A 21,810-nucleotide genomic window follows, 5' to 3' on the forward strand; every position below is an offset into this window, starting at 1 on the left:
TCTCGAAGCTCGCCCCACGGCCCCACCGGGGCAGGACAGGTCCAGGACGTCGGAATTGGCCGTGTTCCCGCCCGCCGCGCCCGCCGTACTCTCCCGCTCATGCGCATCCGAATCGTTGACGCCTTCACCGACCGCCCCTTCGCCGGGAACCCCGCCGCGGTGCTGCTCCTGGGCCCCGAGGGCTTCCCCGACGACGCCTGGCTGCAACGCGTCGCCGCGGAGATGAACCTCTCCGAGACAGCCTTCGCGCACCCCCTCCCCCAAGGCGGGGACGCCGACTGGGCCCTGCGCTGGTGCACCCCCCTCGCCGAGGTGAACCTGTGCGGACACGCCACGCTCGCCACCGCCCACGTCCTGCACGCCACGGGCACCGCCACCGGAACCCTCCGCTTCGCCACGCGCAGCGGCGTCCTCACCGCGACCGCCCACGACGACGGCTCGATCACCCTGGACTTCCCGACCGCACCGCTCACGGAGCGCGACGACCTGTGCACCGAAGCGGCCGCCGCCCTCGGCACCGAGGTGCTCTCCGCCCACGACACCGGCCCGAATGTCGGTGACCTGCTCGTCGAACTGACCGATGAGAAGGCCGTACGTGCTCTGGCGCCCGACTTCGCCGCCGTCGCCCGCCTCGGTCACCGCGGCATCATCGCCACCGCCAGGTCCGAAGACCCCGCCTGCGGCTACGACTTCCTCTCGCGCTTCTTCGGGCCGGCCGTCGGCATCGACGAGGACCCGATGACGGGCAGCTCGCACACCGCGCTGGCGCCGTTCTGGTCCGCCCGCCTGGGGCGCGACGACCTGAGCGGCTTCCAGGCATCGGCCAGGACGGGGTTCATCCGTACGGCACTGCGCGGTGAGCGCACCCTGCTCACTGGGTCCGCGGTCACGGTCGTCGACGGCGAACTGCTCACCGCCCCCTGACCGTTCGAGCCGTGGCCTCACCGGACCCCGGGGTCCGGAGCGTCATCCACCCGCGAGCGCACCGGACCGGGAACCCACGGCGGATACGGGGGGCGGGAGCGCAAGCCGAGCAGCTGCTCACTTCGTGGGCAGCCAGCCCACCTTCCCCGCCAGCAGGGCGTAGCCGACGAAGGCCACGATGTCGATCAGCGCATGGGCCGCGACGAGCGGCCCGACCCGCCCCCACCGCCGGTAGAGCAGGACGAACACCACGCCCATCACCATGTTGCCGACCATCCCGCCGATGCCCTGGTAGAGGTGGTACAGGCCGCGCAGTCCGGCGCTCGCCGCGAGCGAGGCGGCCGGCGTCCACCCGAGCTGCCCGAGCCTGCGCAGCAGATAGCCGACCACGATCACCTCCTCCACCAACGAGTTCTGGATGGCCGAGGCGATCAGCACCGGGATCTTCCACCACACGTCGGGCAGCGACTCGGGGACGACCGTGAGGTTGAACCCCACGGCCCGTACGCCCAGGTAGAACAGGAGACCCGTACCGCCGATCGCAGCCGCGACAGCCGCTCCGGCGCCGAGGTCGAACCCCGGCCTGCGCCGGTCCAGTCCGACAGCGCGCAAGCCTCCGGCGCCCTCTCGCAGCAGCAGGTGCGCGACCAGGGCGACGGGCACCAGAGCCGTGCCGATGCCGAAGACCTGCCACGCGAGATCCAGCCACGGACGCCCGGGCGCGGCCGAGGAGTTGAGCAGGGCGGCCTGGTCCTTGAGCCCGCCCGGCTTCGTCACCGAGCCGACAAAGCTGATCAGCGCGGACACCGCGCTCGCCCCCACCGAGAGCGCCAGCACCAGCAGCATCTCGGTGCGCAGCACGCGCGGCGGCAGCCGCTCAGGGGAGAAGGAATCGGCCACCCGCCCGGACTCTGCCTGCACGCCCGCCTCCAGTTCCACAATCCCGCCTCGCCGCCATCCCCGCGCCGCTATCGTCTCGAAAGGCAGTGCGAAGATCGCCACGACAGGCCGGGGAGACCCATGGGACGTCACAGCTTGCCCCACGCCTCCGCTCCCGACGGTGCGGGGGGCCGTTCCGCCGCCCGTCGACGTACCGTAGCGATCTTCGCGGCCCTCGTCCTGGCGATGGCCGCCGGCACGGCCGTCGCCCTGAGCAACGGCCTGTCTCCCTTCGGCGATTCCTGTGACGGCGAGGACATGCCGTTGCGCGTCGCCGCCTCCCCCGACATCGCGCCCGCCCTGCGCACCATCGCCGAACGGGCCCGGGAAACCGGGATCCGTACGGACGGCCGCTGCCTGGACGTCCGCGTCACCGCCCGCCCGGCCCACGAAGTCGCCGACGAGCTGACCGGACCGCGCGGCGCCTCCGCCGGTTACGAGGTCTGGCTGCCGGACTCCGGCCTCTGGGTCGACCAGGTCAGGGCCTCCGGCACCGCTCCGGCGCTCGGCGAGGGCGGTGAAGTCGCGTCCTCGCCGCTCGCCCTGGCAGCCGTCCCGTCCGCCGCCGAGAAGCTCGGCTGGCCGGGCAGGACGTACACCTGGGCGGGCCTGGCCGAAGCCGCACAGCGGACGGAACTGCCGCTGGGCGTGGCCGATCCGGACCGCAGCGCCGTCGGACTGCTCGCGCTCGCCAGGCTCGGCACCTCCGCGGAGAAGGAGCGGCCCGGCGGCGGGACGCTGGCCGCCGGCATGGCCCGGCTCCTCGCCGGGCACACCGAGGACGGCGACGAGCAGGTCCTCGCCTCCCTCCCGCGTGCCGAGTTCGGGGCGGACAAGGGAGACCCCAGCGGGAACCCCGCGCTGATCGTGTCCGAGCAAGCGGCGCACCGCCACAACACCGGCGGTTTCGCGGGCGATCTGCGGCTCTTCTATCCGGAGGACGGCAGCGCCTTCCTCGACTACCCGTACACCCTGGTCGGCGAGGACACGCTGACCGCACGCCAGACCCGGGCCGCGACCCGCTTCATGACGCTGCTGGGCACCGGCGACAGTCTCGCGCTGCTGCGCGAGCACGGCTTCCGGACCGGCGGCGTGCCACCGAAGCCCGCGGCGGCGCGGGCAGCGGGTGCGAGAGTGCCCCAGCCCTACGACGCGGCACCCGCGAAGGCCCCGACCACCGAGGAGGTCCAGGCGACGCTGGGTCTGTGGGCGATCACGGTCAAGAGCGCGCGGCTGACGGCCGTGGTGGACGCCTCGGACTCGATGTCGGCACCGGTTCCCGGCAAGGGCGGCCGGTCCCGCATGGACGTCACCCGGGGATCCCTCCTCCAGGCGCTCTCCACCTTCAAGGCGGAGGACGAGATCGGCCTGTGGGACTTCGCGCGGCGGCTCGACGGCCCCCGCGACTACCGCCGGCTCGTGCCCGCTCAGCGGCTGGACGAGCGTTCGGACGGCAGAACCCAGCGCGACCGGATCACGGCGGCCGTCGAGGACCTGGAGCCCGTATCGGACGGGGCCACCGGGCTGTACGACACTGTGCTCGCCACCTACCGCGAGGCCGCGGAGAGTTACGGGCTGGGCCGCTTCAACGTGGTGGTGCTGCTGACCGACGGCTCCAACCAGGACCCCGGAAGCATCTCCAGGGACGCGCTGGTCAAGAAGTTGAGGAAGCTGGGCGACCCGCTGCGCCCGCTGCCGTTGATCGCCATCGCGGTCGGACCCGACGCCGACAAGCGGTCGTGCGAGGAGATCGCGGCGGCGACGGGCGGCTCCGCATTCCGCGTCGAGGATCCGGAGCAGATCCATCAAGTGATGCTCAGGTCGATCATGGCCGCGAGCCGACGCTGAGCTCGCGCGCTCGTCGCACGACGGCGCCCGGCACGAAGGGCGACGGGTCCAAGTGGCCTTCAAGCATGGGGTGTTGAGTCAGGGCGGCATACAGCCAAGGCGGCGCTGAAGCGTCTCTCCCGGGCCGGAGTTCGGGCCCGGGACGGGACCGGATTCGGGGCCCGGATGGGGCCCCGACTTCGGGACGGCCTCCGGACCGGCCCAGGAGGGACGTCTCAGCCGGGGAAGGACACGGGCCACGTGTGCACGGGCTCACCCGCGCGCATCAACTCGGCGTAGCGCCGAGTGGTCGCGGCGAGCGCGGCCTCCCGGTCGAGACCGCCGTCCAACCCGCGGTGAAAGGTTGCGGCCTGCCAGGCGGCGCCGTTCATCCGGCGTCGGCAGCGCTCCTCGATGACCCCGAGATACCGGTCCCGGTCGGCGGGTTCGACACCCCACTCGTCCAGCCCGGCGGCGGCCAGCGGCAGCAGCTCGTCCCGCACCAGGCGGATCGCCGGCACCTCGGCCACCGCGCCCGAGCGACCGGGGCGCGGCCAGCGCAGGGTGGCGTCGATGCCGTAGCGGCAGGCCGCGTCGAAGTTCTCCGCCGCTTCGGCGAAGGAGAGCTTGGACCACACCGGGCGCGACTCGTCCGCGAGGGTGCGCACCAGACCGTAGTAGAGCGCCGTGTTGGCGATGACGTCGGTGACGGTGGGACCGGCGGGCAGGACGCGGTTCTCCACCCGTAGATGCGGGACGCCCTCGGCGACCGCGTACACCGGGCGGTTCCAGCGGTAGACCGTGCCGTTGTGCAGCACCAGTTCCTGGAGCCCGGGGATCTTCCCGTCGTCCAGGACGCGTAGCGGGTCCTCGTCGTCGCAGATGGGCAGCAGGGCGGGGAAGTAGCGAACGTTCTCCTCGAAGAGGTCGTAGGCGGAGTCGATCCACCGCTCGCCGAACCAGGTCCGCGGCCGTACGCCCTGCTCCCGGAGCTCCGGCGGGCGCGTGTCGGTGGCCTGCTGGAACAGCGGCGGTCTGGACTCGCGCCACAGTTCCCGCCCGAACAGGAAGGGGGAGTTGGCGCCCATCGCGATCTGCACGGCGGCAACGGCCTGCGCCGCGTTCCACACCGCGGCGAACCGCCCGGGCGTCACCTGGAGATGGAGCTGTACGGAGGTGCAGGCGGCCTCGGGGGCGATCGACCCCGTGCGATACGTCAGCCGTTCCACCCCCTCGATGTCGAGGGCGATCTCCTCGCCGCGCGCCGCCAGGATCTGGTCGTTCAGCAGCATGTAGCGATCGACGTCGGAGAGGTTCGAGGACACCAGGTCCTCGGTGCCGAGGGTGGGCAGAATCCCGACCATCACGATCTCCGCCGAGACCTCGCGCGCCTTGCGGTCGGCATAGGCGAGGCCGGTGCGGAGTTCCTCGGCGAGCCGGTCGAGGACGCGTCCCGACATACGGTGCGGGACGATGTTCACTTCAAGGTTGAACTGGCCGAGCTCCGTCTGGAAATCTCCGCTCGAGATGCGCTCCAGCACTTCCGCATTCAGCATGCGCGGCATCCCGTCGGCGCCCGCGAGATTGAGCTCGATCTCCAGCCCCATCAGATTCTTGGGCCGGTCGAACCGCTTCTCCTCCAGCAGCCGCTCCAGTCCCTCGAGGCACTGCTGCAGTTTGCGCCGGTAGAGCCGCCGATCGGACAGGTCGAACCCGCCTGCCACGACCTTCTCCCCCATCGGAGCGTCCCTCCTCGAGTGAGCTGCCCGTGGCGCGGGCCACGGCGTCAGGGTCGATGATGCCCAGCAATGTGATCGATAACGCCCGGCGGACACCGCATGCCCACTAGGCTCGTCACTACACATACTCCGGCACATTCCATGGGCATAGCATCCTGTCCCGGGCCTCCCGCATTGCACCCGCGAAAAGCAGGGGCGGGAATCGGCCTACCGCCTTCGCGGCATAACCCGAGGCGGCGGGCCGGAGCGGCGGACAGAATAGGCGCAACCCTCTCGGAGCAAAGACCGAATACGGACTTGCCCGCAATGTCGCCGACCGCTAGTGGAAACACCCCGTGAACAGACGTCAGATAAACTTCGCGAACAAGGGCAGAGAGTGAGCGTCGCCGGCATTTCGATCATCCGGCCCCCTCTGACCCCGAACCACGCTGACAACGTCGTCCGCAACGCCCCGCACCACGTGTCTCCCAAGTGAGAGGCGACCCACCATGCCGCTGCATGTCCCCCCGGCACCCAAGCCCGCCCTGCGCAGCGCCCTCGCGGCACTCGGCTCACCCACCGCCGTATGTGACCCGCGTACCCCGGCGCTGCGGACCGTAAGCGGTCCGCTGACTCCCGAGCTCCCGCTGCCGGTCCATGTTCTCGACCGCGTGATCACCAGCCAGGAGCCACCACGCACGCGGCTCGCCGGGTGGCGCTTCCTGGTGCGGGGCGGCGACCGTGCCGTGGCGGCGGCCGAGACGATGCTGACCCCGGACGGCTGGACGTTCTCGCACTTCTTCGAGGGACCGTACGTGGCGTCCACCGAGCGGGCGCTGCGGCAGGCGGAGGCGCTTCCGGGCAGGTACCAGCCGCGGCTGCTGTCCGTACCGGAGCTCTACATGCTCACGCTGTGGCTGCACGGGGACATCGAGGCCGACGCCGCCACGGGCTCGCCCGCGCCGAACGACGTTCTCGTGCCGCTCGCCCCTGCCCCTCCCGGTATCGCGGCGCACCGGGCGCACCGCGTCGCGGATCTGCTGCCCGTTCTGACACACCGCATGACACCGCCCCCGCTGATGGGCATGGGAACACCCGCCATGGGCTCCCCTGCCTGACCACGGGAGGCTCCGGCTCTCCCTCGCGCGGCATGAGCGCGGCCCCGCGGCCCCGGTGGCCGCGGGGCCGCGCTGTGTACGGGGCTCCCGAGCCCTTCCCTATTCCGTTCCTGACCGGAGTACGACCTCTGCCGGAGTAGGCCATTAACGGAATCGGACTCCCGTGTCGCGCCCCCACGCGCGGCACGGGCCTCACTCACCCATCCGGACTAGCCCGGTATGACCAATCACAACCACCCGAAGGGACCGCCATAGGGCAATGAACCGTCCGCCCGGGTGACGCGTCCTGACCCAGTAAGAGCGGCTGCCGCGAAATCCCTGCGGAATCCCGCCTGTAGAGCAAGACTGGGGACCGACCGAACAGATACGGGGGGCGGTATGGACACCGCAGCGATCAACAGATCACTCATCACACCACAGCGAAAGAACCCGCTCATGTGCCAGCACAAGCCACCCTGCCCCTCAGCCGACTCCGCCGACCGGGAGGCCGCCCAGAGCGTGGCGCACCACCCGGAGCAGGGCTGGAGCCTGCTGTGCAACGGCGTCCTGCTCTTCGAGGACACCGGTGAGCTGCTGCCGGACGGGCAGATCATCGCCCCGCACCGGCCGCTCGGCTCGGCGCAGGTGATCGCCGCCGCGTGACGGAGGCGAACCGGAGGAGAGGGGCTCCCCGCGCCGCGGCGGATCCACCGAAGCCTCCGGAGACGAAATACAGGGGCCGGCCCGGCGACATGCGCCGAACCGGCCCCGATGCGTATGGCCCGAACGCCGGTCAGGCGTCGTAGTCCTCCAGCGGCGGGCAGGAGCAGACCAGATTGCGGTCGCCGTAGGCCCCGTCGATACGACGCACCGGCGGCCAGTACTTGTCCGCGGTCGAGACACCGGCCGGGAAGACCGCCGTCTCACGGCTGTACGGCCGCTCCCACTCCCCGGCCAGCGCGGCCGCCGAGTGCGGTGCGCCCCGCAGCGGGTTGTCGTCCGCGGACCACTCGCCCGAGGCCACCCGCTCGATCTCTCCACGGATCGCGATCATCGTCTCGCAGAAACGGTCGAGTTCCGCGAGGTCCTCGCTCTCCGTCGGCTCGATCATCAGGGTCCCGGCGACCGGGAACGACATGGTCGGCGCGTGGAAGCCGTAGTCGATCAGCCGCTTGGCCACATCGTCGACGCTCACGCCGGTCGCCTTGGTCAGCGGCCGCAGATCCACGATGCACTCGTGCGCCACCAGCCCGTTCGGACCGGTGTAGAGCACCGGGTAGTGCGGTTCGAGGCGCTTGGCGATGTAGTTGGCACCGAGGACGGCGACCTGGGTGGCCCGCCGCAGCCCCTCGGCCCCCATCAGCCGGATGTACGCCCAGGAGATCGGCAGGATGCCCGCCGAGCCCCACGGGGCGGCCGAGATCGGCCCGACGCCCGTCTCGGGGCCGGCCTCCGGCTGGAGCGGGTGGTTCGGGAGATACGGCGCGAGGTGCTCGCGCACACCGACCGGGCCGACGCCCGGACCGCCGCCGCCGTGCGGGATGCAGAAGGTCTTGTGCAGGTTCAGGTGCGAGACGTCGCCGCCGAAGTGACCCGGCTTGGCCAGCCCCAGAAGGGCGTTGAGGTTCGCACCGTCCACGTACACCTGGCCGCCCGCGTCGTGCACGGCCCCGCAGATGTCGGTGATGTGCTCCTCGAACACCCCGTGCGTGGACGGGTAGGTGACCATGAGAACCGCGAGCTGCTCGCCGTACTGCTCGATCTTGGCGCGCAGGTCCTCGACGTCGACGTCGCCGTCCCCGCCGGTCTTCACCACGACGACCTTCATGCCCGCCATGACGGCGCTGGCGGCGTTCGTGCCGTGTGCGGAGGACGGGATGAGGCAGATGGTGCGCTGGTCGTCGCCGTTGGCGCGGTGGTACGCCCGTACGGCCAGCAGCCCGGCCAGTTCGCCCTGCGAGCCGGCGTTCGGCTGGATGGACACCTTGTCGTAGCCGGTGACCTCGGCGAGGCGCTCCTCGAGCTCACGGATCAGGGTCAGATAGCCCTGCGCCTGCTCGGCGGGCGCGAAGGGGTGCAGCGCCCCGAACTCCGGCCAGGTGACCGGCTCCATCTCGGTCGTCGCGTTGAGCTTCATCGTGCAGGAACCGAGCGGGATCATGCCGCGGTCGAGCGCGTAGTCCCGGTCGGCGAGCCTGCGCAGATAGCGCAGCATCGCGGTCTCGGAGCGGTACTGGTGGAAGACCGGGTGGGCCAGGTACTCGTCGGTCCGCAGCAGCGCCTCGGGCAGGGACTCCCCGACCGACACGTCCAGCGCCTCGATGTCGCCCTCGACGCCGAACGCGCCCCAGACGCCCGCCAGTTGCTCACGCCCGGTGGTCTCGTCGCAGGCGATGCCGACCAGGTCCGCGTCGACCGTGCGCAGGTTGATCCCGGCCCGGCGGGCGGCGGCCACGACCTCGGCGGCCCGTCCTGGCACGCGCGCGGTCACGGTGTCGAAGTACGCGCCGTGGACGACCTCGACGCCGCCCGCGCGCAGGCCCTCGGCGAGGATCGCGGCGTAGCGGTGCGTGCGGCGGGCGATGGCGGCCAGTCCGTCCGGGCCGTGGTAGACCGCGTACATTCCTGCCATCACGGCGAGCAGCACCTGCGCGGTGCAGATGTTGCTGGTGGCCTTCTCACGGCGGATGTGCTGCTCACGGGTCTGCAGAGCCAGCCGGTACGCCTTGTTGCCGTCCGCGTCCACGGAGACGCCGACGAGCCGGCCCGGCAGGCTGCGGGCGAACTTCTCGCGCACCGCCATGTAGCCGGCGTGCGGGCCGCCGAAGCCCATCGGCACACCGAAGCGCTGGCTGGTGCCCACCGCGATGTCCGCGCCCAGGTCACCGGGCGAGGTCAGCAGGGTGAGGGCGAGGAGGTCGGCGGAGACGGTGACGATCGCGCCCAGCTCGTGCGCCCGCTCGATCACGGGCCGCAGGTCCCGTACCTGGCCGGAGGCGCCCGGGTACTGCAGCAGGACGCCGAAGACACCGCGCTCGGCGATCTCGGCCGGGATCCCGTCGGACAGGTCGGCGACGACGACCTCGACCCCGGTCGGTTCGGCACGCGCCTCGATCACCGCGATCGTCTGCGGCAGGCAGTCGGCGTCGATCAGGAAGGCGCCGTCCTTCACCTTGCCGACACGCCGGGAGAGCGCCATGGCCTCGGCGGCCGCGGTGCCCTCGTCGAGCAGGGAGGCACCCGAGGTGGGCAGGCCGGTCAGGTCGGCGACAACGGTCTGGAAGTTCAGCAGCGCCTCCAGGCGGCCCTGCGAGATCTCCGGCTGGTACGGGGTGTACGCGGTGTACCAGGCCGGGTTCTCCAGGACGTTCCGCAGGATCACCGGCGGCGTGAAGGTGCCGTAGTAGCCGAGCCCGATCATGGGCGCCAGCACCTCGTTGCGGTCGGCCAGCGTGCGCAGCTCGGCGAGGACGTCGCTCTCGCTGCGCGCCTCCGGCAGGTCGAGCGCGCCCGCGCTCTTGATCACGTCCGGCACGGCCGCGGTGGTGAGCTCGTCCAGCGAGCCGTAGCCGACCTGGGCGAGCATCTTCGCCTGGGCTTCACTGTCGGGGCCGATGTGACGCTGTTCGAAGGGGATGCCACGCTCCAGATCGGAGAGTGGGATGCGGTTGGCGGTCATCTGCGGAGGCCTCCTGGTCGACGCGACCTGCGAGGGATACCCGTATGTACGGGTACCCCGACGGCCTCCCCCTCTGTCATCTCGACCTGAGAGCTTCACCGGCCCGCCTGAGCGGCCCGGCTTGCACCGTCGGTGAGGAGGGGTTCCGGCACATACGTCCCGACGCCCGCCCTGCTTTCCAGAGTGACCTCGTCCGTGCGGTACGTGTGCCTGAGAGATTCCGGGGAGGGTTTGCTCCTTCGGCGCCTCCGGCCTGACGGCGGAGGACTCTCCCGCACGGGGTCAGCAGCCGTTTGCCAGCGTACCAGCGCACCTCGGGCCAAGGATCTGGTCGGATCCCGAGTGGCCGACGTACGCGATGTGTCATTTCGTTGTTCCATAGAGGACGACGACGAGTTGGAGGGCAGCGTGCAGTCCGACATCGATCCGCGGAGCCTGATCGGGCGCAAGGCGTTCGATCTCGACGGGGCGAAGATCGGCACCGTGGACGAGGTGTACCTGGACGACGCCACGGGGCGCCCGGAGTGGGCCGCCGTACGCACGGGTCTGTTCGGTCGCGATGCGTTCGTCCCGCTGGAGCCCAGCGAGGTGGTCGAGGACACCCTCCGCGTCCCCTACCGCAGGTCCCTGATCAAGGACGCACCCGACTTCGGCGTGGGCCGCCACCTCTCGCCCGAGCAGGAGCTGCAGCTCTACCACCACTACGGGCTCGACGCGTCCGCCCCCGGGACCGACGCGGGCGGCGAGGGGGACGGCGACCAGGACTTCGGCCGTATCGCGGGCGAGGACGACCGAGCCGAGGACGGCTGAGCATCTCCCTCCCCCGCCGCACCCGGGTCCGCCTCCTCAGTCTCCTCCGCCTCTGACGCCGGCTCCGCACCCGGGCGCTCCTGGGCGAGGAGCGGCGGCGGCTCCGCCGGTTCGAGGTCCGGATCGTCCACCGGGAACGTCCGCACCCGCCCGGGAGCCGACCACGGTTGCTCGAAGCGCACCGTGACGCGGCCGACGCCACTGCCCTGCACCCAGCCCGTACCGAACGCGGCATGCCGTACGTCGTGCCCCGGAACCCAGCGTCGCGGCCCGGCCTCCGCCGCTACCGGCTCCGGCTCTCCCGACGCCACCGGGGCATGCTCCGGCTCGGCGCCCTGCGCCACCTCAGCGCCCTCCGCCTCCTCCGCCACAGCGGCACCGGCCGCCTCGGCCGTAGCGGCCTGGGCGAACAAGTCCTCCTGCGTGAAGTCGGCGAGCCCGGTGACGCCGACGCCGAGCAGCCGCACGCCGCCCGTGGTCTCCACGCTCTCGATCAGCCGGGCCGCGGCCTCCTGGATCACGGCCAGGTCGTCGGTCGGCCCGCGCAGCGTCTCGGAACGCGTCAGCGTCGAGAAGTCGTAGCGCCGGACCTTGAGCACGACCGTACGGCCCGACCGGCCCGCCGAGCGCAGCCGCTGGACACAGCGCTCGGCGAGCCGCCGCACCTCGCTCTGCACCCGGGCCCGGTCGTGCAGGTCGACGTCGAAGGTGTCCTCGACGGATACGGACTTGGCGTCGCGCTCGGCGACCACCGGTCTGTCGTCCAGCCCTTGCGCCATGACGTGCAGCGAGCTGCCGTGCGCCTTGCCCAGCAGCCGCACCAGCTCGTCCTCCCCCGCCTCGACGATCTCGCCGATGGTGTGGATGCCCGTCCGGCGCAGATGCTCGGCAGTGGCGGGCCCGACGCCGGGCAGCGTACGGACCGTCATCGGCTCCAGCAGCTCGCGCTCGGTGCCCGGCTCGATGAGAACGAGGCCGTCCGGTTTCGCCTGTTCGGAACCGATCTTGGCGAGCATCTTCGACCCGGCCAGCCCGACCGAGCCGGTCAGCCCGGTGAGGGAGCGGATGTCCTGGCGGAGTTGCTCCCCCACCGCACGGGCCTCCTCCGCGCAGTCCGCCGCTCCGGCCGCCTCCAGGTCGACGAACGCCTCGTCCAGGCTCAGCGGCTCGACGAGCGGGGAGAGCGTGTGGAGCAGCTCCATCACCGCGTCGCTGATCCGCCGGTACAGCGCGAAGCGCGGGGCGAGATACGCGGCGTTCGGGCACAGCCTCCGCGCCTGGGCCGTCGCCATCGCGGAGTGCACCCCGAAGACCCGGGCCTCGTACGACGCGGTGGCCACCACCCCCCGGGGCCCGATGCCGCCGACCACGACCGGCTTGCCGCGCAGACTCGGCTTGGACGCCTGCTCCACCGATGCGTAGAACGCGTCCATGTCGAGATGCAGGATCGTCGGCGCGGCTCTCACATCACCGATGTTCCCCTACGGGACTGACAACGGCCTCGCCGCGCAGCGCGCGTCAGACCGCTCGGTTGCGGCGCCTGGCGAGCTCGTCGGCCGGATTGTGCCCGACGAGCGTCTCGCCGGTGTCCACGCGCTCGCCGTGGAGCTGTGCCAGAGCGTCCTCCACGTCGCGCCACACGACCCCGACCGCAATCCCGAAGATGCCCTGGCCGCCCTGGAGCAGGCTCACGACGTCGTCAGGGGACGAGCACTCGTAGACGGTCGCGCCGTCGCTCATGAGCGTCATGTGGGCGAGGTCGGCACGCTGGCGGGTGCGGAGGTGCTGGACGGCCGCACGGATGTTCTGCAGGGAGACACCGGTGTCCAGGAAGCGCTTCACGATCTTGAGGACGACGACGTCCCGGAAGCTGTACAGCCGCTGCGTACCGGAGCCGTACGCCGGACGCACGCTGGGTTCGACCAGCCCGGTACGCGCCCAGTAGTCCAACTGGCGGTACGTGATGCCCGCTGCCGCACATGCCGTGGGGCCGCGGTATCCGACCAGGTCGGAAGGGTCCTCGACCGCATCGTCCGCCCCCGCTGCGGGGTGCATGAATGGGGTGTCGGCCGCGCGCCCATGGAGCGGAATTGGACCGCCCGCCGCTGTACCGTCGCCGGTGCTGCTCACGCCGACCTCCGTCCTCGACCTGCCTTCTCGAAGGTAGGCAGTCACTCGGGGTGCGTCAACGATCGCCACACTTGGCACGCCGCGTGATAATCACCCTAGGGGTGGTTTCTCGTGACCCGTTCCAGGGAAGCCCGATCGGCCCATCGTCCGAACAACCCCGCGACGGCCTCGCGCTACTGCTCGCGGTTGGTGCCGAAGTCCTCGGGCGAGATCTGGTCGAGGAACTCGCGGAACTTCTCGACCTCGTCCTCCTGCTCGTCCGGGATGGCGATACCCGCGTCGTCCAGCACGCCGTCGCTGCCGTAGATGGGCGTGCCGGTCCGCAGGGCGAGCGCTATGGCATCGGAGGGACGGGCGCTGACCTCGACCCCGCTGGCGAAGACCAGCTCCGCGTAGAACACACCCTCGCGCAGGTCCGTGATGCGGACCTCGGTGAGAGTCTGGCCGACCGCCTCCAGCACGTCCTTGAACAGGTCGTGCGTCAGCGGCCGGGCTGGCGCCATGCCCTGCTGGGCGAAGGCGATCGCGGTCGCCTCCCCGGGCCCGATCCAGATGGGGAGGTAGCGGTCGCCTCCCACTTCACGCAGGAGCACGATCGGTTGGTTGGAGGGCATTTCCACCCGGACACCCACGACGTCGAGCTCGTTCACACAGCAACCCTAGGACGTGCCCGGCCGGTTTGGGTAGTCGGGCCCGTCCTTCAGTGCAGCCGGCCCCGCAGCGCGGACTGTACGAGAGCGGCGTGCAGCCGTACGGACAGCGTCGCCAGCTCGCGCACCGTGGACTCCGCATGATGCCTGGTCTGAGGGTTGCGATGGCGCCTCAGCGGGGCCACGACCTGCTCGACGAGATCAGCCTCGCGGTCCGCCGCCGCCTTCATGACGCGCAGATGTCGCGGCTCGAGGCCGAACCGGCCCAGATCGGCGATCAGCCGGGCGACGGGGACCGCCTCGAGGTCGTAGCCGCCGTCCGCGTCCGGGGCGATCAGGCCGTACGACTCCCACTCCGCGAGCTGGTCCTCGCCGACCTCGGCGGCGGCCAGCAGCTCGGTCCTGCCCAGGCGGGCCGTGGCGGGGGCGACTCCGTCCCCGTCCAGCGCCCCCTCCAGCAGCTCACGGGAGCGCCCCGGCGCGGGGAGACGGACCTGCTCACCCCGCTCCATCGCCTCGAGGTGCTCCCGGATGACCTTCAGCGGGAGGTAGTGGTCCCGCTGCATGCGCAGGACGTAGCCGAGGCGCAGGACGTCCTCCGGGCTGAACTTGCGGTAGCCCGAGGGGGTACGCCGAGGCTCGACCAGGCCCTCCGCCTCCAGGAAGCGAATCTTGGAGATGGTGACCTCGGGAAACTCCTCGCGCAGCTGCTGGAGCACCGTGCCGATGCTCATCAGCCTGCCTGCCGTGGTGGCGGTGCCGGAACCGGCACCGCCCGACGGTGTCCGACGCATGGCCCTTCCCTGGTCGGGTGCCCGGGCGGTCAGATGCCCCGCTGGCTGGCGTAGAAGACCAGCCGGTACTTGCCGATCTGCACTTCGTCGCCGTTCGCCAGCGCCACCGAGTCGATCCGCTCCCGGTTGACATACGTGCCGTTCAGACTGCCGACGTCGGAGACCGTGAAGCCGCCGTCGCCACCGCGACGGAACTCCACATGTCGCCGGGAGACGGTTACGTCGTCCAGGAAGATGTCGCTCTGCGGATGACGCCCGGCCGTGGTCAGGTCACCGTCCAGAAGGAAACGGCTTCCGGAGTTCGGACCGCGGCGGACCACCAGCAGCGCCGAGCCGAGCGGCAGGGCGTCGACGGCGGACTGGGCCTCGGGGGACAGCGGAGGCCCGGTCTGGCCCGTGGCCTCGGTCTCGTAGGACTCAATGCCCGAGATCGAGATCGTCGAGGTCGTCTCCGAAGGGCGCTCGGAAGCGCCCGCGCGCAGCGGAGCCCCGCAATTGGAGCAGAACCGGCTGGCCTCGGCATTCCGGTGCCCGCACCTCGTACAAACCGGCAAGGCGCTGAACCCTCCACCCGTACTTGAGGTTGATGGTTCCTCGAAACCTATGCGCCCCGATGCCGCAAGGTCAACAGAAGACGCGCCGTGACCACCCGGAATGTCGCCCTCGCCCCCCGCGACCTGATCGCGGAACAGCGGGCGCTCCTCGGGAGCGGCGCTCTCCTCAGCGGAGTGCCCCGCACGGTGGCGGGCCGTGCCGCTCTCACCGCCGTCTCGCGCACTCTTGCCGAACAACTTCGCAAACAACTTCACGGGCGATTCCCCTTGACCGATACAGACCCGCCCGTGGGGCAGGACGACACCTCGCTGCACACACCGGCGGACCCGGACATCCTCACAACGTCCGTGACCGCCTGACAGTTTCCACCACACGTCACCCTTGTGGTCCCCCGACCCCCCGCAACATCACCCACCGGCCGACGCGCTGGCCGCGCGGCCCCGTGCGCGTACCGTTCACTGCGATGACGACCGAGCGTAGTCAGGCCGATCCGCCGATCGCAAGGCATCCACGACGATCCTCTCAGAGCGGTCAACTGCGACAGTTGCCTGCTCCTTCTCCAGCGTCTGCACCACGCCGCCAGGGATGTTCAGTGCCGGTTCGAGGTCCTGCGGCTTGCCGATGACCTTGAAACGGAAGGGCGGTGAGACTTTCTTCCCGTCGACTCGTACCCCGCCGTCGGAGTCGGTCACATATGAATCGGCCACGATCCGCACGTTGTTGAGCTGGATGGCCTCCGCGCCGGCGGCCCGCAGTTCCTGGATCGCGTCGAGCAGCATGTCCGCCTTGACCGCCCCGGCGTTGCTCACCGTGATGGTGATGCCGGGCCCCTGCGCGGCGACCGTGCCCGCGAGCACGCCCAACTGCTGCTCCTTCTGGACCGTTTGCTTGCGCGCCTCCTCCGCCTGGTCGGAGGAATTCTCCAGCTCGGTGCGCTGCTGCTCCAGCCCTTGCTTGTCGTCCTCGAGGCGCTCGGTGCGGTTGTCGAGCTCGTCCAGGATGCGTACGAGGTCCTCCTGGCGCGCGCCCCGCAGCGCGCTGTTCTCGGTGGTCGAGCGCACCTGGATGGCCAGGCCGAGGCCCAGGACGAACAGCAGGAGCGCGACGATCAGTTGGGCGCGGGTCACGCGCGGCGGCCAGATGCCCGCGGCGAGCCGCTGACGGCCGGTGAGCCGGCCTCCGGGCGTCTCACCGGGCTCCTTCTGCGCCTGCTGATCTCCGGGAACTGCCGTGGCCGCGGAGGGCTTTGGCGTCTCGGGTGCGGCTGGTCCCTGCGGTCCGGGGGCGGGCGACGTGGTGTCGGGCCGCTCCTGCGACTGCTGTTGCCGCTGAGGCTGCTGGGGAGGTGGTGGCTGCTGCGGCCGCGGCTGACGCTGGGGCTGGGGTTGCTGTGCCGGCTGCGGCTGCTGCCCCGGTCGGGGCTGCTGCGGCCGCTGCGGCTGCGGTGCCTGGCCAGGCTGCGGCCGCCGTTCGGGCCGCGGTGGCTGCGCCGGTCGCGGCTGACGTTCCGGAGGCGGCTGCTGTCCAGGCTGCGGCCGCTGTTCGGGCCGCGGTGGCTGCGGCCGCTCGGGCTGCGGTGGCTGCGGCCGCTCGGGCCGCGGTTCCTGTGGCCGCTCGGGCTGCAGTGGCTGTCCCGGCCGCGGCTCGGGCCGTGGTGGCTGTGCCGGCTGCGGCCGCCTCTCCGGCTGCGGCTGCTCGCCTGCTTCCGGCCCCTGCTCCGGCTTCGACGTCTGCGGGGGCTTCGGCGTCTCCTTCGGACCGTTGTCCTCCGGTTCGCCGGGAGTCCTGGGCGTCTCGTCGTTGCTCATCGGCGTCACGCCCGGAAGACGTGCCGGCGGATCGCCGCGGCGTTGGAGAAGATGCGGATGCCGAGGACGACGACCACGCCGGTGGAGAGCTGGGCGCCGACTCCGAGCTTGTCGCCCAGGAAGACGATCAGCGCGGCCACCACCACGTTCGACAGGAACGACACCACGAACACCTTGTCGTCGAAGATCCCGTCCAGCATGGACCGGAGGCCTCCGAAGACCGCGTCGAGCGCCGCGACGACGGCGATCGGCAGATACGGCTCGACCACCACCGGCACCTCGGGCCGGACCAGCAGCCCCACCACGACTCCCACGACGAGGCCCAGTACCGCGATCACGATGTGCCCTTCCCTGTGTCGGCGGCGTTCTTGTCCGCGCTTCCGGATACCGGCTTTGCGTTGCGTACGATCAGGCTCGGCGCCGCGGGCAACCGGACATCGTCCTGCGCCGAGATGCTCGTGCGGACGCCGTAGCTCTCCTTCAGCACCTGTAGGTACTGCCCGTCGGCGCTGTTCTGGAAGTCGGTCGCCAGCCGCTGCCCGTCCCCCACCGCCAGCACCGTGTACGGCGGCACCAGCGGTCTGTTGTCGACCAGTATGGCGTCACCGGCGGCCCGGATCGCCGACAGGGCCGTCAGCCGCTGGCCGTTGATCGCGATGGCCTCCGCGCCGGCCTCCCACAGGCCGTTGACGACGCGCTGCATGTCCCGGTCGCGGACGCGGCCGGTGTCGGAGAAGCCGCCGCCCTCGCGGGGGCCTTCGCCGCCCTGTTCCGCGTCCCTGGCATCGTTCACGACCAGCTTCACGCCCGGGCCGTGCACCGCCGTCGCACCCGCCAGCAGGGCGACCGTCTCGCCCTTCTCACCGCCGTGCTGTTCCAGGGCCTCACGCTGCCGGTCCTGCACCTGGTCGCGCAGCGTGTCCACGCTCTTCTGGAGACGGTCGGCCTCCGAGGTGGCGGTGTCGATGCGGTCGATCAGTTCCTGCCGCTCCTTCGCGATGGCCGGAGCCGATATCCGCGTCTCGGCGGCACCGACGGTCACCACGGCAGCGGCCAGTACGAGGCCTGCGGCGAACCCGAGCTTGGCGCGCAGAGGCTTCGGCCGCCCCTGCGTGCCCTCGGCCGAACGCCGGGCGGCCGCCTCGGCGTAGCCGTCGTCGAGGCTGTGCTCGGTCACATTGGTCAGCAGCGACATCGAGGCGTCGGGGCGGGAGCGCGGCGAAGCTGTGCTCCGATCGGGGGGCTGCTGCGACATGCCGCACATCGTCGCACGTCGCGAACCCTACCGCCGAATGGGGCCACCGACGCGCCGGTGCGGGACACCGCGATGCGCGGAGCCCCGCACCGATCGTCAGGAGGAACCCGGACAAGCCCGGACGGGCCCTTGTGAGGACCCGTCGGCGGTCAGCGTCCGGCGCTCTCGACCACGGCGGACCACTCGTCCAGGAGCGTCTGTGCCGACGCCTCGTCCGGACCCTCCGCCCACAGGTGGGTGACGGCCTCGGAGGGGTCGGGCAGCACCATCACCCAGCGCCCGTCGGCCTCCACGACCCGTACGCCGTCGGTGGTGTCCACGGAACGGTCGCCGGCTGCCTCCACCACGGTCCGCATGACCAGACCCTTCACGGCCCACGGGGTGGCGAGATCACGGCGCAGGACGTGGGCGCGCGGGATGCGGGCGTCGATCTGGCTCAGGGTCAACTGCGTACGGGCGACGAGCCCGACGAGCCGGCAGAACGCGGCCGAGCCGTCGAAGACGCTGCTGAACTCCGGCACGATGTAGCCGCCGCGGCCATCGCCACCGAAGATCGTCGTCTCGTCACGGCCGACCCTGGTCAGGTCGTCTGGCGACGTCGTCGTCCACTCCACCTGCGTACCGTGGTAGGCCGCGACCTGCTCGGCGATCCGCGTGGTCGTGACGGGGAGGGCGACACGACCGCTGCGGCGCTCCGCAGCGACGAGGTCGAGCATGACCAGCAGGGCACGGTCGTCCTCGACGATCTTGCCGCGCTCGTCGACGAGCGAGATCCGCTCGCCCACCGGGTCGAACCGGACGCCGAAGTCCGCACGGGCCGACGAGACGATCTCCCCGAGACGTACGAGCCCGGCGCGGCGGGCGTCGGGCGTCTCCGTCGGTCGCGACTCGTCGAGACCGGGGTTGATGGTGAGCGCCTCGATCCCCAGCTTGCCGAGGAGGCTCGGCAGGACCAGACCCGCGCTGCCGTTGGAGGCGTCGACGACCACCTTGAGTCCGGCCTCGGCGACACCGGTGGTGTCGACGGCCCGCATCAGCGATCCGGTGTACGAGTCGAAAACGCTCGCGGGGAAGCGGAGATCACCGATCTCGCCGGGGAACGCCCGGCGGTACTCCTGGCGCGCGAAGACCCGGTCGAGCTTGCGCTGACCGGCCTGCGAGAGATCCGCGCCCCGCTCGTCGAAGAACATGATGTCCACCGAGTCCGGGACACCCGGCGACGTACGGATCATGATGCCGCCCGCACCGCCGCGTGCGGTGAGCTGACGGGCGACGGGCAGAGGGACGTTCTCCAGGTCCCGTACGTCGATCGCGCTGGCCTGCAGAGCGGAGATCATGGCTCGCTTCAGGGCGCGAGCACCACGCGAGTGGTCACGGGCGGTGGTGACGGTCGAGCCCTTCTTGAGCGTGGTCGCATAGGCACCGGCGAGGCGCACGGCGAGCTCGGGCGTGATCTCCACATTGAGGATGCCCGACACACCACGGGCGCCGAAGAGCTGGGCCTGGCCCCGGGACTCCCAGATGACCGACGTGTTGACGAACGCGCCCGCCTCGACGGTCTTGAAGGGATACACCCGCACGTTGCCCTGGACGATCGACTCCTCGCCGATCAGGCACTCGTCACCGATGACGGCGCCGTCCTCGATGCGAGCGGCCCGCATGATGTCGGTGTTCTTGCCGATCACGCATCCGCGCAAATTGCACTGCTGGCCGATGTAGACGTTGTCGTGGACAACGGCCCTGTGGAGAAAGGCGCCGCTCTTCACAACCACGTTCGACCCGACGACGGTGTGCTCACGCATCTCGACGTCCGCCTCGACCTTGGCGTAGTCGCCGATGTAAAGGGGGCCCCGCAGCACCGCGTCGGAGTGCACCTCGGCACCTTCGGCGACCCAGACGCCCGGCGAGATCTCGAAACCGTCGATCTCGACGTCGACCTTGCCCTCGAGAACATCGGCCTGCGCCTTGACGTAGCTCTCGTGGGTGCCGACGTCCTCCCAGTAACCCTCGGCGATATAGCCGTAGATGGGCTTGCCGTCCTTCATCAGCTGAGGGAAGACATCGCCGGACCAGTCGACGGAGGCGTCGGCCTCGACGTAGTCGAAGACCTCCGGCTCCATCACGTAGATACCGGTGTTGACGGTGTCGGAGAAGACCTGGCCCCAGGTGGGCTTCTCCAGGAAACGATCGACCTTGCCGTCGTCATCAACGATGGTGATACCGAATTCCAGCGGATTCGGGACGCGCGTCAGGCATACGGTGACGAGCGCGCCCTTCTCCTTGTGAAAATTGATCAGGTCGGTGAGGTCGAAATCAGTGAGGGCGTCGCCGGAGATGACGAGGAAGGCATCGTCCTTGAGCGCATCTTCCGCATTCTTGACACTCCCGGCGGTGCCGAGGGGCTTTTCCTCATGCGCATAGGTCAATTCCATGCCGAGTTCCTCACCGTCACCGAAATAATTCTTGACGAGGGAGGCGAGGAACTGCACGGTCACCACGGTTTCGGTTAGACCATGGCGCTTCAGCAACCTCAGCACATGCTCCATGATCGGCCTGTTGACCACAGGCAGGAGCGGCTTGGGCATGCTGGAGGTCATCGGGCGAAGTCGAGTACCTTCGCCACCAGCCATCACGACGGCCTTCATGTCGGAAGCGTCCTCCTTGAAGAGACGACGGTCAAGCCGACTGCTGCCCGTCCAGATGGCCCGGGAACGCGCCACTCGGGGCACCCGACCGGCGGTCGAAAAACGGTGATGCCGTGTCACCAGGCTCAGTCGGCCGTGGCGTCCGCTCTGACGAGCCGGCGGACCTGAACCACGTAGAGGATTCCTGCCCACCAGTAGAGCGTTGTACCCCATCCCGCGAACGCCCATCCGAAAATAGCAGCGAGTGAGGGAACCCAGCCACTTCCGTCACTCAGCAGCAGCAACGGGAAGGCGTACATGAGGTTGAACGTCGCGGCCTTCCCGATGAAGTTCACCTGCGGCGGCGGGTAGCCGTGACGGCGGAGGATCCACACCATCACGAGCAGGACGAGCTCACGGGACAGCAGAACAATGGGAACCCACAGGGGGAGGATTTCCCGCCAGGTCAGTCCGATCAGTGTGGTGAGGATGTAGAGCCGGTCCGCGGCCGGGTCCAGAAGCCGGCCGAGGCTGCTGACCTGGTTCCATCGGCGGGCGAGCTTGCCGTCCAGGTAGTCGGTGACACCGCTGAGGGCCAGCACGAGCAACGCCCAGCCGTCGGCCTTGGGTCCACCGAACTCGGGCCACAGGATCAGCCAGAGGAACAGCGGTACGCCGAGGAGACGCGCCATGCTCAGCATGTTCGGGATGGTGAGGACGCGGTCCGTCTGGACCCGCGTCTCCTGGGCCTCCACCCGCGTGCCTCCTGGAAGAACGTGCCGACAATGCCCCCTGACCCTACCGGCACGGATCGGCGCACTGCACCGAGGGGCCGGACAAGGCCCCAGGTCGCGGCTCGGCTGACGCTTCTCCCGGCCGGCGCGAAGAGCCTCCGGACGGCCAAAGGGCCCTTACGAACGCAAAAAAGCCGTGGGGGGGGGGGGGGGGGGGGGGGGGGGGGGGGGGAACGCCGCCGAGATTTTTTGTGGGGGGGGGGGGT

At 70.5% G+C, this 21,810-nt stretch carries 17 protein-coding genes, 1 pseudogene and 1 riboswitch; of the genes and pseudogenes, 5 read left to right on the top strand and 13 right to left on the bottom strand.

Annotation, left to right across the window (positions count from 1 at the left end; genetic code table 11):
• The first annotated feature begins 99 nt into the window (after positions 1 to 99).
• Positions 100 to 924, top strand: a complete 825-nt coding sequence (locus tag ACGFNH_RS29345; RefSeq protein ID WP_393658832.1) for a PhzF family phenazine biosynthesis protein — start codon at positions 100 to 102, stop codon at positions 922 to 924.
• 117 nt (positions 925 to 1,041) lie between these two features.
• On the opposite strand, the gene ACGFNH_RS29350 is transcribed toward ACGFNH_RS29345, so the two are convergent.
• A complete protein-coding gene (locus tag ACGFNH_RS29350; RefSeq protein WP_393658881.1) occupies positions 1,042 to 1,770 on the bottom strand; it encodes a CPBP family intramembrane glutamic endopeptidase in 729 nt (242 codons plus the stop codon).
• A gap of 174 nt (positions 1,771 to 1,944) precedes the next feature.
• On the opposite strand from ACGFNH_RS29350, the gene ACGFNH_RS29355 reads away from it, so the two are divergent.
• Positions 1,945 to 3,711, top strand: a complete 1,767-nt coding sequence (locus ACGFNH_RS29355; protein ID WP_393658834.1) for a substrate-binding and VWA domain-containing protein — start codon at positions 1,945 to 1,947, stop codon at positions 3,709 to 3,711.
• Between the two features lie 215 nt (positions 3,712 to 3,926).
• On the opposite strand, the gene ACGFNH_RS29360 is transcribed toward ACGFNH_RS29355, so the two are convergent.
• The gene (locus ACGFNH_RS29360; RefSeq protein WP_393658835.1) at positions 3,927 to 5,429 is read right to left on the bottom strand and encodes a glutamate-cysteine ligase family protein; all 1,503 of its coding nucleotides are present in this window, start codon (positions 5,427 to 5,429) and stop codon (positions 3,927 to 3,929) included.
• A 488-nt stretch (positions 5,430 to 5,917) separates the two neighbouring features.
• Here ACGFNH_RS29360 and ACGFNH_RS29365 point away from each other — a divergent pair, with 488 nt between their 5' ends.
• Together ACGFNH_RS29365 and ACGFNH_RS29370 are read left to right on the top strand one after the other, a co-directional pair.
• Entirely contained in the window at positions 5,918 to 6,526 is a 609-nt protein-coding gene (locus ACGFNH_RS29365; RefSeq protein ID WP_393658837.1) for a hypothetical protein, read from the top strand.
• Positions 6,527 to 6,961: 435 nt separating this feature from the next.
• Complete coding sequence (locus ACGFNH_RS29370) at positions 6,962 to 7,168, top strand: DUF5999 family protein (protein ID WP_393658839.1); 207 nt, start codon at positions 6,962 to 6,964, stop codon at positions 7,166 to 7,168.
• Between the two features lie 130 nt (positions 7,169 to 7,298).
• Here the strand turns inward: ACGFNH_RS29370 and gcvP are convergent, their stop codons facing one another.
• Positions 7,299 to 10,184, bottom strand: coding sequence for an aminomethyl-transferring glycine dehydrogenase (gcvP, locus tag ACGFNH_RS29375; RefSeq protein ID WP_393658841.1), 2,886 nt, complete (start codon positions 10,182 to 10,184; stop codon positions 7,299 to 7,301).
• Between the two features lie 188 nt (positions 10,185 to 10,372).
• A riboswitch (glycine riboswitch) is annotated at positions 10,373 to 10,469 on the bottom strand.
• A 123-nt stretch (positions 10,470 to 10,592) separates the two neighbouring features.
• Here gcvP and ACGFNH_RS29380 point away from each other — a divergent pair.
• A complete protein-coding gene (locus tag ACGFNH_RS29380; RefSeq protein WP_393658883.1) occupies positions 10,593 to 10,994 on the top strand; it encodes a PRC-barrel domain-containing protein in 402 nt (133 codons plus the stop codon).
• Here ACGFNH_RS29380 and ACGFNH_RS29385 read toward each other — a convergent pair.
• The 10 genes and pseudogenes from ACGFNH_RS29385 to ACGFNH_RS29430 all read right to left on the bottom strand — a co-directional run bounded on the left by ACGFNH_RS29385 (position 10,886) and on the right by ACGFNH_RS29430 (position 21,565).
• Positions 10,886 to 12,460, bottom strand: coding sequence for a DNA polymerase IV (locus ACGFNH_RS29385; protein ID WP_393658843.1), 1,575 nt, complete (start codon positions 12,458 to 12,460; stop codon positions 10,886 to 10,888). The genes ACGFNH_RS29380 and ACGFNH_RS29385 overlap by 109 nt on opposite strands.
• A gap of 52 nt (positions 12,461 to 12,512) precedes the next feature.
• Entirely contained in the window at positions 12,513 to 13,124 is a 612-nt protein-coding gene (locus ACGFNH_RS29390; RefSeq protein ID WP_393658845.1) for a MerR family transcriptional regulator, read from the bottom strand.
• 173 nt (positions 13,125 to 13,297) lie between these two features.
• The gene (locus tag ACGFNH_RS29395) at positions 13,298 to 13,774 is read right to left on the bottom strand and encodes a bifunctional nuclease family protein (RefSeq protein WP_393658847.1); all 477 of its coding nucleotides are present in this window, start codon (positions 13,772 to 13,774) and stop codon (positions 13,298 to 13,300) included.
• 50 nt (positions 13,775 to 13,824) lie between these two features.
• On the bottom strand, positions 13,825 to 14,568 hold the full coding sequence (locus ACGFNH_RS29400) for a MerR family transcriptional regulator (RefSeq protein WP_393658848.1): 744 nt from the start codon (positions 14,566 to 14,568) through the stop codon (positions 13,825 to 13,827).
• A 29-nt stretch (positions 14,569 to 14,597) separates the two neighbouring features.
• Positions 14,598 to 15,377: an FHA domain-containing protein gene (locus ACGFNH_RS29405; RefSeq protein ID WP_393658850.1), complete on the bottom strand. Its 780-nt coding sequence runs from the start codon at positions 15,375 to 15,377 to the stop codon at positions 14,598 to 14,600.
• A 201-nt stretch (positions 15,378 to 15,578) separates the two neighbouring features.
• Positions 15,579 to 16,295: pseudogene (locus ACGFNH_RS29410) on the bottom strand (DUF881 domain-containing protein); the annotation flags it as partial.
• Between the two features lie 641 nt (positions 16,296 to 16,936).
• Complete coding sequence (locus ACGFNH_RS29415) at positions 16,937 to 17,269, bottom strand: small basic family protein (RefSeq protein WP_393658852.1); 333 nt, start codon at positions 17,267 to 17,269, stop codon at positions 16,937 to 16,939.
• Positions 17,266 to 18,186, bottom strand: a complete 921-nt coding sequence (locus tag ACGFNH_RS29420) for a DUF881 domain-containing protein (protein WP_393658854.1) — start codon at positions 18,184 to 18,186, stop codon at positions 17,266 to 17,268. Before ACGFNH_RS29420 ends, ACGFNH_RS29415 begins: the two co-directional genes overlap by 4 nt.
• A gap of 149 nt (positions 18,187 to 18,335) precedes the next feature.
• Positions 18,336 to 20,831 (bottom strand): sugar phosphate nucleotidyltransferase, encoded by a 2,496-nt coding sequence (locus ACGFNH_RS29425; RefSeq protein ID WP_393658856.1) that lies wholly within the window; start codon positions 20,829 to 20,831, stop codon positions 18,336 to 18,338.
• Between the two features lie 125 nt (positions 20,832 to 20,956).
• Positions 20,957 to 21,565 carry a CDP-alcohol phosphatidyltransferase family protein gene (locus ACGFNH_RS29430; RefSeq protein WP_393658858.1) on the bottom strand — a complete coding sequence of 203 codons (609 nt, stop codon included), beginning with the start codon at positions 21,563 to 21,565 and terminating at the stop codon, positions 20,957 to 20,959.
• Positions 21,566 to 21,810 lie beyond the last annotated feature (245 nt).

The organism is Streptomyces sp. NPDC048639, from assembly GCF_043199075.1.
In the GTDB taxonomy this organism is placed as follows: domain Bacteria; phylum Actinomycetota; class Actinomycetes; order Streptomycetales; family Streptomycetaceae; genus Streptomyces.